General features: G+C 64.5%; 9 protein-coding genes. 4 read left to right on the top strand and 5 right to left on the bottom strand.

Features of this window, described 5'->3' with window-relative positions; all coding sequences use genetic code 11:
• Positions 1–1066: 1066 nt before the first annotated feature.
• Positions 1067–1648 (bottom strand): dCTP deaminase, encoded by a 582-nt coding sequence (gene dcd / locus DSM100685_RS10385; protein WP_152351267.1) that lies wholly within the window; start codon positions 1646–1648, stop codon positions 1067–1069.
• 645 nt (positions 1649–2293) lie between these two features.
• On the opposite strand from dcd, the gene DSM100685_RS10380 reads away from it, so the two are divergent.
• The gene (locus tag DSM100685_RS10380) at positions 2294–3097 is read left to right on the top strand and encodes a sulfite exporter TauE/SafE family protein (protein WP_239512754.1); all 804 of its coding nucleotides are present in this window, start codon (positions 2294–2296) and stop codon (positions 3095–3097) included.
• 166 nt (positions 3098–3263) lie between these two features.
• Positions 3264–4277, top strand: coding sequence for a ribose-phosphate diphosphokinase (locus DSM100685_RS10375; RefSeq protein ID WP_152351265.1), 1014 nt, complete (start codon positions 3264–3266; stop codon positions 4275–4277).
• Between the two features lie 205 nt (positions 4278–4482).
• On the opposite strand, the gene DSM100685_RS10370 is transcribed toward DSM100685_RS10375, so the two are convergent.
• Positions 4483–5859, bottom strand: coding sequence for a hypothetical protein (locus DSM100685_RS10370; RefSeq protein ID WP_152351264.1), 1377 nt, complete (start codon positions 5857–5859; stop codon positions 4483–4485).
• Between the two features lie 262 nt (positions 5860–6121).
• On the opposite strand from DSM100685_RS10370, the gene DSM100685_RS10365 reads away from it, so the two are divergent.
• On the top strand, positions 6122–6883 hold the full coding sequence (locus DSM100685_RS10365; protein ID WP_152351263.1) for an alpha/beta hydrolase: 762 nt from the start codon (positions 6122–6124) through the stop codon (positions 6881–6883).
• A 391-nt stretch (positions 6884–7274) separates the two neighbouring features.
• Here the strand turns inward: DSM100685_RS10365 and DSM100685_RS10360 are convergent, their stop codons facing one another.
• On the bottom strand, positions 7275–9359 hold the full coding sequence (locus DSM100685_RS10360) for a cation:proton antiporter (protein WP_152351262.1): 2085 nt from the start codon (positions 9357–9359) through the stop codon (positions 7275–7277).
• A 206-nt stretch (positions 9360–9565) separates the two neighbouring features.
• Positions 9566–9790 carry a hypothetical protein gene (locus DSM100685_RS10355; RefSeq protein ID WP_152351261.1) on the bottom strand — a complete coding sequence of 75 codons (225 nt, stop codon included), beginning with the start codon at positions 9788–9790 and terminating at the stop codon, positions 9566–9568.
• Between the two features lie 178 nt (positions 9791–9968).
• Between DSM100685_RS10355 and DSM100685_RS10350 the strand changes: the two genes are divergently transcribed.
• Complete coding sequence (locus DSM100685_RS10350) at positions 9969–10760, top strand: rhomboid family intramembrane serine protease (RefSeq protein ID WP_152351260.1); 792 nt, start codon at positions 9969–9971, stop codon at positions 10758–10760.
• 682 nt (positions 10761–11442) lie between these two features.
• Here DSM100685_RS10350 and DSM100685_RS10345 read toward each other — a convergent pair.
• A partial coding sequence (locus DSM100685_RS10345; protein ID WP_152350281.1) for an IS3 family transposase occupies positions 11443–11541 on the bottom strand: 99 nt, incomplete at its 5' end.

The following is an 11541-nucleotide window of genomic DNA, read 5'->3' as shown; positions in this document are numbered from 1 at the left end:
GATGATCTCGGGCGCGTTGATGCGGTCGTCGTAGAACAGGCCGACGACCATGCGCTTGACGTCCTTGCGGTACATTGCGGACTCCAATCCGGACGCCAAAGCGTCCAACTTTTCGTCCGCACCCCCGTTCCGGCCTCCAGCGCACTGGATTCGCTCATTGTGTTGTGATGGGCGCGCGGATTGAGCAACTTGAGTGCATGGCGGGCTGCTATGCACTCTCTGCGTTCCTGTTTTTCTTGCGGTTTTTCTGCGTTCCCGTTCTTCCTACGTTTTCCCCATTGTTTCCCCACACTGGATTCGCTCAATCCACTGCACTCACTGCGCAAGTTGAGCGGATCCAGTGCGTGACCGGCCCGTTCCGGCCCCTTACGCACCGGATCCGCTCAATCCGGCGTGCCCGGCGTCTGTTTTGTAAAACCGTTACAGAACAGACGTCGGGCACGTCCTCCCACTGCATGTTTTGTAACGGATTTACAGAAATGACGCTGAACGGTGCCGTTTGCCGCCTGTTCTGTAACGAATTTACAAAACAGACAGCAAAGCGACGTCCTAGCAGCACTTTCTGTAAATCCGTTACAAAGCAGGCGGCGAGATACGGGTAACGGCCGCCGCAATGGGCGCACAGGATTGGCGCACGTCCATCAGACGTCGGGCATCAGGCGGGTTGAGTGAGTTGCGCGCGAGCGTCTCGTTTGTTCCAGTCCGCGCCCGTATTGTCGTAGATTGGAACGATCGCCCTATGGTGACGCTCGCATCCGGGGCCGGATCCGTCGTTCGTTCCAATCCGCCGCAAGAGGGATGCGGGTTGGAACGAACGACGGAATCAGTGGGCCCAACAGCGGGCTAGCCAGCCGGAAAGATGAACGGCCGGTGAGAGGGCCGGCTGATGAGAGGGCCGGCTGATGAGAAGACCGGGCCGGTCAAAAGGCCGGTGGAAAGGCCGGCGGGAAGACCGGGCCGGTGAGAAGACCGGGCCGGTGAGAAAGCCAGCCGGTGAGAGGGCTGGTAGGTGGGAAGGCCGGTGGGTCGGTCAACAGGCCGGTCAAAAGGCCGGCCGGGCAGGTGGTTAGTCGTTGATTTCGGCCTTGTAGAAGTTGACGTAGCTGCGGCTCGGCGTCGGTCCGCGCTGGCCCTGATAATGCGAGCCCACGCCCTTGGAGCCATACGGGTGCTCGGCGGGGGAGCTGAGCTGGAAGAAGCACATCTGACCGATCTTCATGCCCGGCCACAGCTTCACCGGCAGCGTGGAGACGTTGCTGAGCTCCAGCGTGATGTGCCCCTCGAATCCGGGGTCGATGAAGCCGGCCGTGGAATGCGTGAGGATGCCCAGTCGGCCCAGCGAGCTCTTGCCCTCGAGACGCGCGGCGATCGTGGCGTCGAGCTTCACGTACTCCCACGTGGAGCCGAGCGCGAACTCGCCCGGATGCAGGATCCACGGTTCGTCGGGCCGCACTTCGAACTGTTCGGTCAGCGCGCCCTGATTCTCGGCCGGGTCCACGTACGTGTACGCATGATTGTTGAACAGGCGGAAGAACCGGTCGAGACGCACGTCGATCGACGCCGGCTGCACCATTTTCGGAGTCCACGGGTCAAGCGAGATATGCCCCTCGTCGTGGGCGGCCAGAATGTCATGGTCGGACAGCAGCATGGTTCTCCTTCGAGCTGGATGATCGCGCGTTGCGCTTGCGGCAGTAGCTTCCCTCAGTGTACCGCGCGCGTTCCCTGCCGTGCGGGCCATCTTCCCTCAGGTTCCCAGACTTCTTTCAGGAAACACGACCCATGCGCTCAGGAAGAGCTGCTTTACTGTCTTATGTCAGCGGAAGGCAGCATCCACTGGCCGGGGTCGCAGCCCCGATAACAGAATCCTTTCTTCTTCTTCTCTCCTTTCTCTGCCCGGCAGGCTTTCCCACCTGCCGGGTTCTCTTTTGTCTGGCCCATGACCGAGGCGCACGGTGACCGCGGGGAGTGCGGGGAGTGTATGACCAGAACGTGTGTGACCGAGGTGTGCGCGACCGAAGTGTGCGTGACTGAGATGTGCGCAGTCGAGGTGTCTGCGATCGAAGTGTGCGCGGTCGAGGGGCATGTCTGGCCGCGGGGCATGTCTGGCCGGTGGGTGTGTGGCAGGTGGATGTATGGCCGGGACGTCCATAACGGAATCCGCCGAGCCGGTTTGCCGGTCGGACCAACGGGCCGCCGAGACACCACGCAAGGCTAGACTGGGGCTGTCCGACAAAACGCAAAACGCAGAGCAAACGCGTGAGGTGGCTGAACCATGGCGGAAGCGGGAGTGGAAATGGAAGAGGAAAACAAACTGGACGAATCGCCGCGCGGCATCGCGGTGCTGGTCGTGGTGGGCGTGCTCGTGGGCGTGCTGTCCGGCCTGTTCGGCATCGGCGGCGGCACCATCATCGTGCCGGCGCTGGTCTGGCTGGGACTCACGCAGCGCCACGCGGCCGCCACGTCCATGCTGGCCATCATCCCCACGTCCGTCTCCGGCGTGGTCGCCTACGCGCTCAACGGCAACGTGGACTGGCTGGCCGCGCTGCTGCTGTTCTGCGGCATGTTCTTCGGCGGGCAGATCGGCAGCTGGCTGCTGTCCAAGCTGCCCGAGCTCGTGCTGCGCTGGGCGTTCGTGGCCTTCCTCGTGTTCGTGATCGTGAACCAGCTCATCTTCACGCCCTCGCGCGACGCCAGCATCGACATGACCCCGCTCACCGGCGTCTGCCTGGCGCTGCTCGGCGTGGTGATCGGCGTGCTGGCCGGTCTGCTGGGCATCGGCGGCGGTGCGCTGGCCGTGCCGTCCCTGTCGATCATTTTCGGCGCGTCCGACCTCATCGCCCGCGGTACCTCGCTGCTCGCCATGTTCCCGAACTCCATCACCACCACCGTCGCCAACGTGAAGCGCAGGATGGTGCACTTCAAGGCCGGCCTGATCATCGGCGTGGTGGCGGCGTGCATCACCCCGTTCGGCACATGGATCGCCGGCGCGATCTCCCCGGTGGCGGGCCAGTACCTGTTCGCCGCCTACCTCACGTTCCTGCTCATCCGCTCGGTGTACGTGGCGCTTAAGATCACCAAGCGTCGGCAGACCGCCTGAGTCCTGCAATCCTGAGCCCTGCAATAGCCCTGCGACCGCCACAATGTGGGATTTTCGACGCGATATCGAACGGGTTCGCGGCAACTGCATGAATCCGGCTGCGCGCCGACCGGGCCTGCGGCTATAGTGAATAGGCGGTAACGAGACACATCGAAGCGGAGGTCGTATGTCTGCAGTCCTGGAAGGCGTGCCCGAGAAGCGTTTGGCGGTGGTGACGGGCCGGGCCTATCCCGAGCTCGCGCAGGAGGTCGCCCGTTGTCTGGGTGTCGACCTGTTCCCCACCACGGCATATGACTTCGCGAACGGCGAGATGTACGTGCGCTTCGCCCAGCCGGTGCGCGGCGAGGACGTGTTCGTGCTGCAGGCGCACACGGATCCGATCAACAAGTGGATCATGGAGCAGCTCATCATGATCGACGCCCTCAAGCGCGCGTCGGCCCGCTCCATCACCGTGGTGGCCCCGTTCTTCGGCTATTCCCGTCAGGACAAGAAGCACCAGGGCCGCGAGCCCATTACCGCCCGCCTCATGTTCGATCTGTTCCGTACGGCCGGCGCGGACCGCATCATGACCGTGGACCTGCACGCCGCCCAGGAACAGGGTTTCTTCGACGGCCCGGTCGACCACCTCACCGCCATGCCGGTGCTGCTCGACTACGTGCGCAACAGCATGCCGCTGGAGAACACCACCGTCGTCTCCCCGGACGCCGGACGCATCAAGGTTTCCGAGCAGTGGGCAGCCCGTCTGGGCAACCTGCCGCTCGCGTTCATCCACAAGAGCCGCGACATCACGCGTCCGAACCACGCCGAGGCCCACGGCATCATCGGCGACGTGCAGGGCCGCGACTGCGTGGTGGTGGACGACATGATCGACACCGCCGGCACCATCTGTGAGGCCGTCCGCACGCTGCGCAACGCCGGCGCCAAGTCCGTCACGCTCGTGGCCACACACGGCCTGCTGTCCGGCCCGGCCGTGGAGCGCCTGTCCCAGTGCGGCGCCCGCGAGATCGTGCTCATGGACACCGTGCCGGTGCCCGAATCGAAGCGTCTGCCGAACATGACCGTGCTGTCCTGCGCGCCGCTGCTGGCCGCCGGCATCCGCTCGGTGTTCGAGTCGCGCTCCGTCACCCACCTGCTGGAGGGTCTGCCGGCCGACATGCGCCCGCGCAACATCTACGCCTGACCGCCTAATCCGCGCGCGTTCCACCCGCAGCCCATCCATCCGCATCCGTATAACGCAATCGGTCCAACCTGCGCACCTTCCGTGGCAGATTGGACCGATTGCGTTATTTTTTGGCCTCGTCAGGCCGTTATTTTCGACTGATCGGTCCAACCTGCAACTGTGGGGGGCGCAGGTTGGACCGATTGGACTATTTGAGCTTATTGCGCTATTCGGCTTCGTGATTGCCGCGCTTGGCCTTGGCCGCGGCGCCGCGCTTGAACGCGTAGCCGACGCCCGCCAGCACGAGGGCCAGCACGCACACGCCGGAGATGGCCGCACCGGTGGTGGCCAGCGCGTGCTGCGTGTTCTCGTCCGTGGCGCCGGACGTGCCGGCCAGACGGGCCGCGAGCGAGGTGTCGCCGGAATTGCCGGATGCGGTGGTCGAGCTGTTCGAGTCGGTGCCGGAGCCATTCGAGCCGGTAGCGGCGGCGTCCGTCGTGCCGGTCGTGGTCGTGCCATCGGATGACGTGCCGGACGTGCTGCCCGCCGGCACGGTGAGCGACGTGCCCGCGTTCTTGGCCGCGTCGGCCAGCGCCTGCGTGAAGTCGGCGTGCCACTGCTTGCGCGCGGTCACGTAGTCGTCGTGCGACTGCTTGATGGCGTCGTGGTCGGCCTTGAGGTCCGCGAGCAGGTCCTTGATGTGCTGCTGCGCGTCGGTGGCGTCCGTGTGCACCATCTCGTGCACGGTGTGCAGGATGGAGAACGCGTCGTCCACCGCGCCCGCGAGCGTGTCATGCGCCTCCTGAAGGTCGGAGACGAACTGGTCGTGGTTCTCGCCGGCCTTGTCGAGGTCCTTCTCCAGTTGTGCGAACACGTTGTCGATGTCCTGCTTGAGCGCGTCGTGGATCTGCTGGATGGCGGCGATGAGCTGGTCGTTGTGCTCGCCGGCGTCGTTGAGGTCCTTGATGAGCTGGTTCACGGCGTTGTCGATGTTCGTCTGTAGACGGTCGTGCTCCTTCTGCAGGGCGTCCTTCATGGCGTCGTGGTTGTTCTGCGCGTGCTCCCAGTCGTTCTGGAGGTTCTGGAACGCGTCGTCGATGTCCTTCGAGACCGTGTCGTGGAACTGCTGGAGGATGTTCAGCACCTGCTGCGTGTGCGCGATGCCGTTCTGCACGTCCTGATGGATGTTCTCGGCGGCCTGGTGCTTGGCCGAGTTGGCCGTGTCGATGGTCTGCTTGATGTCGTCGCGCGCGTTCTGCAGGTCCTGCCACACCTGCTCGTGGTGCTGGCGGATCGCGTCGGCGTCCTCGTGGATGTTGCTGTGGACCTCGTCGAGGTGGTCCTTCTGCGTCTGGATGTCCTGCTTGATCTGGTTGTTGGTGTCCTGAATGTGCTGCAGGGCGTCGCTCAGCGCCTTGTCCTCGATCTGCAGGTCGACGTCCACGCTCACGTCGGTCTTGGTGGTCGTGCCGGCGTTGGCGCTGGTGTCATCGGCGGCCATGGCGCCCATCGGGAACGCGCCCAGCGTCAGCAGCGTCGCGCCGGCGGCGATTGCGGCGATCATGCGACGGCTGCGGGATTCGTGCGTCGAGTTCTTGGTCATCTTCCACTTCCTGAGCATTCCTCAATATCTCAATATCCAGCGCATATTTTAGACTTCGCCGGCGCGGAAGGTGAACGACAAAGATTGCACACTGTGTTCATTTAAGGGGTTATTCGGCAATCGGCGAGCGGGATGTCGGCGAAGCGGGCAACGGCGGGGGCGACGGTATAGGCGACGAAGCGGCCCGGTGTGACGAAGGTCATAGTTTCCTGTGCGGGAATCGTGGCCGCGGAATGGTCGGCGCTGAATATAGTGGATTGGTATGAGCGAGGAGAACAACGAAGTTGGCGGTCTGATCGGCCGCGAGTCCACCGTGGTGCCGGGACGGTTCGGCGATCCGTTTGCGATCGACGACGAACACGTGCTCATGTCCCGCGGGGACGCCTCCGCCGCGCCCAACCGCCCGCTGATCCTGAGCCTGCACGGCTGGGGCGCCAACGAGGAGGACGCCGAGGATCTGGTGCAGATGATCGCGCCCTTCAACGACTACGTGGCCCCGCGCGGACCGTACACGCTGCAGAAGCCGCGCGGCACGTACATCCCGGGCGCGTATTCGTGGTTCCACGACAACATCGTGAGCGGCGACGATATGGACTACGACGTGTACGCCGCCGCGAAGGCCGTGGACGACTGGGTGGCCTCGCACGTGCCCGCCGAGCGCGACGTGGTGCCGATCGGCTTCTCGCAGGGCGGCACGATCGCCGTGCATCTGCTGCGCCTCAACCCCGAACGCTACCGCGCGGCCGTCTCGTTCTCCGGCTATCTGGCCCCCGGCCGCGTGCCCGGCACGGCTCCCGCGGACGACCGCCTCACCGAGCTCGACCGGCCCGTGTACTACTGCTACGGCAAGAACGAGTCCGTGGTGCCCAAGTACGAGCTGTACGCGTGCGCCGCGTGGCTCGAGGAGCACACGTGGCTCAACACCAAGAGCTACCGCGGCCTCGACCACGCGGTGAGCCTCGACGAGTTCAACGACGTGCGCGACTGGCTCATCACCAACGCCATCGCCTCCGGCGTGATGTAGGCGGTGTGGGGTTTGCCGTGGGCTCGGCTGGGTGGGGCTTGCCGTGCTGCGGCTGAATCGTGCGTCCGTACGGTTCCCTGTGTCTCAATCCGCCGCCATTTCCGTTGTTGGATGCGATTTGAGACGCGGAGAACGCCATTTGCGTCTCGATCCGCATCCAAATCCGAGAGTGGACGTGGATCGAGACACAAAGCGCCCTTTTTGTGTCCGAAAGCGCCACCAATTTGGGAGATGGCTGTGGATTGGGACACAGATAGTGTGGCGTAGGGCTTACAGCCCGGAGTCCGCGTCCACCTGCTGAGCCGTGAAGCGGGAAGCCCGGTGGGCTTCCCGTAGGTGATGGGAGCGGCCGCCAAGGCCGCGACGGATGCAGGTGGTTGTGGTGTAGGGCTTATAGCCCGGAGTCCGCATCCACCTGCATCACATACACGTTGCGCCTGAGGTTCCTGGCCTCGGCGCGCGAGATCTCGCCGTCGTCGGCCATGTCCTGGATGATGCGCAGCTCGATCGCGTAGCTTTCCTTCTTGATCTCCTCGGCCTGATTCTGCGCGCGGGCGCTGTAGCCCATGTTCGGGCGGGCCTGCAGGGCGGCCTTGGCGCGCTGGTAGTCGAGGATCATGGCGCTTACGTTCTCGGTCTTGAAGCGGCCGGAGCCGAGCTCGCCGTACAGCTTGTTGATCGTGTAGTCAATCGCGGAGACCTGCAGGCGGCGGGTGTGCGCGAACAGCTCGTCGTCGCTGATGAGCGGCGCGGTGTGGCGCAGGCGGTTCTCCACGCGCTTGGCCAGGCTGTGCGCGCGGCGGGTCATGGAGCTGAAGCGACGGTGCACGTGACGCCACGCCACATGCGCGCGGCTCTCGTGCTCGTCGATGCTGCCCAGATGCTCCAGCGCGCGGGAGATCTGTTCGAGCAGCTGGTCGCACGCCTCCTCGGCGATCTCCTCGCCGCCCTCCGGATCCGGCTCGTGCGCCTTGATGCGCTTGCGCTGCTGGTCCACGTAGTCGTGCTCCCACTTGAGCGCCTGCGCCTGCAGACGGTCGATGTCCTTGGAATCGGGGCCGCCGAGCCTCTGCTGGAGGCGCGTGATGCGTTGCGTGTAGGAGGTGATCACCATGTTCATGGCGCGGCGGTTCTCCGGCGTGGTCTTCTCGCTGAGTTCCTCGATGGTGCGGCGCAGCACCTCGATGGTGATCTTGTTGTGCTCGGCCGAATAGTCCTTGTGGCGGTTCGGCGCGAGCAGAGGCAGGCCGAAGTTCGCCAGCACCAGCGTGAGGATGATCACGCCGGACGCGATGAAGATGAGGTCGCTGCGCATGGGGAACGGGTCGCCGTATTCGATCCAGTAGGGGATCGTGAACATCAGCGACAGGGTGATGGTGCCCTTGGGTCCGCCCAGGGTCATGACGGCGGCGCTGCGCAGGCGCTCGCGGTTGATCGGGCGGCGCTTGCCGGTCTCGGTGTCCTTGGCGAGCCTGAGCATGGTGAGTACCCACGCGAAGCGCATGCCCACCACCACGGCGGTGACGAGCAGGATGAGTCCGATGAGCATCCAGTTGCTCACGGTCGGGTCCTCCCAGCTCGCGTGCATGGCGGTGGGCAGCTGCATGCCGAGCAGGATGAACACGGTGCCGTTGAGGCTGAACGCGATCACCGACCACACGCTGGAGGAGACGATGTTGGCGCGCGCCACGTTCGGGCCCACGCCGGTGCGGTCGAAGCGGCTGATCAGACCGCACGCCACCACGCACAGAATGCCGGAGACGTGCAGCATCTCCGCGCTCATGTACAGCAGGAACGGCAGGAACATTTCCATGAGGATGCGCGTGGTGGTGTTCTCCCAGCCGAGGCGCCGCATGGTCTCGAACAGCCAGTTGATGAAGATGCCGATGATGATGCCGAGCACGGTGCCGCCGATGAACGAGACGACGAAGTCGCCGAGCGCCTCGCCGAGCTGGAACGTGCCCGTGGTGGCCGCGGCGATGGCGAACTGGAAGCCCACGATGCCGGTCGCGTCGTTGAACAGCGATTCGCCCTTGAGCACGGCCGTCTGTCGCATGCTCAGAGATGCCTCGCGGCCCAGCGAGCTCACGGCCACCGCGTCGGTGGGCCCGAGCGCCGCGCCCAATGCCAGCGCCGACGCCAGGGAGATGCTCGACCACGCCGCGTTGAGCGAGAAACCGACCGCCACCATGGTGGCCGCCGCGAGCCCGATGGCCAGCGACAGCGAGAGCTTCATGTTCTTGAGCAGCGCCGATTTGTCGATGCTGTGCGCCTCCTCGTAGAGCAGCGGCGCGATGAACAGCACCATGAACAGCTCCGGGTTGAGGTACACGTTGGGGAAGAACGGCAGGTACGCGGCCACCAGACCCAGCACGATCTGCACGAGCGGCGTGGAGACGCGGGGGATGAAGCGGCTGACGAACGACGAGACGATGACGGCCGCCAGAATGCATAGGATCAGCTCAAAGACTTGCACAATTCTCCCCGCTCGTCAATCGTTTGATAAAGCCCTGTCCCTATTCATTGTAGGGACGCATGTCACGGGCGTGTAAGCCGCATGCCGTCAGTTGCGCGGATTGCGCGGCAAGCGGACACGGCGGGCGGACACGGCGGCCGGGCATGCAAAAGCCCCGGTCGCGTATTGCCGCGTCCGGGGCTCGACGTCAATGCATCCGATCGGGATTACTCCTCGGCCGGCTTCTCCGCGTCCGCATCGGTCTCGTCGGCCTTGTCATCATCCTTGGCCAGACCCAGGTCGACCGGCGAGGAGCTGTTCTCCCACGGCTCCTCCCACGGATCGTAATCCGGGTTCTGCTGCTTGTAGATGTACAGGGCTCCGATGGCGGCCAGCAGGGCGCCGAAGAGCAACGCAAAGAACTTCCAACCGTTCGAGGACTTGTTCTCCATGACGACTCCTTTCTCAGATGTCACATGTCCCGATGGCCTGCTCGTTCAAGCCAACGCTACAGTCCATCATAGAAGGTGGTTTGTGGCGGTTGGGTGTTGGATGTGCGCGTGTTCGCCCGGATGCGGCCCGTATGCCGTACATCTCGGCTGTCGGTGTCGTCTCGGCTACAGTGGTCGTATGCGTAACGGACGATTCACCCTGTTCCCCAACACCCCCTCCCCGCGCGATCTGTTCAACCGCCGCGCGCTCGCCTACCAGTGGCGCTCCGGCGGCCCGGTCGTCACCGAGGCGATCATGGCGCTGTGCGTGGCCGTGTGGGCCGTGGAGATCCTGCTGCGGCTCGTGGCGCCCTCCGCGCTCAACGCCATGCTGTCCTTCGGCATGTTCAGCCCGCTCACGGCCATGGCGCGTCCGTGGACGTTCCTCACCTCGATGTTCCTGCACGAGCCGGGCATCATGCACGTGCTGTTCAACATGCTCACCCTGTGGTGCGTCGGGCCGCTGCTGGAGCGGCTGCTGGGGCACTGGCCGTTTCTGGCGATGTACCTGATTTCCGGCGTGGGCGGCGGTATGGGGCTCATGGTCGCGGCGGCGCTCCTGCCGTCCGGGGCCGGCTGGCTGACGGCGGCGTACGGCGCTTCCGGCGCGCTGTTCGGCCTGTTCGCCGCGATGCTGGTGGTGTTCCGCCGCGTGGGTGCGGACATCCGCTCGATGCTGGTGTGGATGGCGATCAACTTCGCCATGCCGCTGGTGGTGCCGGGCATCGCGTGGGAGGCGCACGTGGGCGGATTCGTGGTGGGCGGCGTGCTCGCGCTGCTGCTCACGTCCGGGCTGAAGGCGCTGCGCGGCCGGTCGATCGGCGCGCGCATGGGGGTGTACGGGACGATCGTGTGCGTGGCGACGGTCGCGGTGTGCGTGGCGTGCGATCTGGGCAACCCGCTGGGCGGCTTGGCGGGGTCGCTGCTGTGATCGGATTGCGGGGTTGGCTCGGGGCTGATTGCGCTGCGCGGCCTCCGGGCTGGCTGATGTGTTGGCTGCTCGGCGCGCTGGTCATTCCGCGCAAACCAGTCATCCACTGGGATGCGCAAATTACACGCGTGTGATTATCCACAATATGTGGGCAAGTCTGTGGACAACTCGGGGATAAGCCGTGGATATGCACACCAAAACGGTGGGCAAGCAGGGCAAAACCGGTGGATAACTTGTGGATGATTGAGTGGCGCCCAGCAATTCTCACCGACTTATGCACAGTTATCCACAAATCGTGGATAACCATATGTAGTGCGGCGGCGGCCGCAGTTCACACACATGTAGTGATTGACGGGCCGATCGTGCCCTCCGGTCATCCCTGATCGGAGCCCCGTTCCGTGCCCGCCAACGCGGCTTCCGCACACTGAATCCGCTCAATCCATCATTGCTGGGCCGCGGATTGAGCGAATCCAGTGTGTGAGAGGCATATTGGAGGCCGCAGCGCACTGGATTCGCTCAATCGGGCGCTTTACCGTGCTGGATTGAGCAGGTTGAGTGCCGGGCATCCATGCCGGGGCCCGTCCGGCACTGGATCCGCTCATTCCACTGTTGCCAAATCATGGATTGAGCGAATCCAGTGTGTGAGAGGCATATTGGGGGGTGCGGACTTTTTCTTGGACGGCTACACCGCCAGCCCAAGGTGTCTGCGGTATTGCACCGGGCTCATCCAGCCCAGCGACTTCTTGATACGGGTCCCATTGTAATGGGACAGGTAGGCGGC

It is taken from the genome of Bifidobacterium avesanii (assembly GCF_009299475.1).
In the GTDB taxonomy this organism is placed as follows: Bacteria; Actinomycetota; Actinomycetes; order Actinomycetales; family Bifidobacteriaceae; genus Bifidobacterium; species Bifidobacterium avesanii.
Note: the sequence above shows the minus strand (reverse complement) of the source record. Positions and strands in the feature narration are given on the sequence as shown.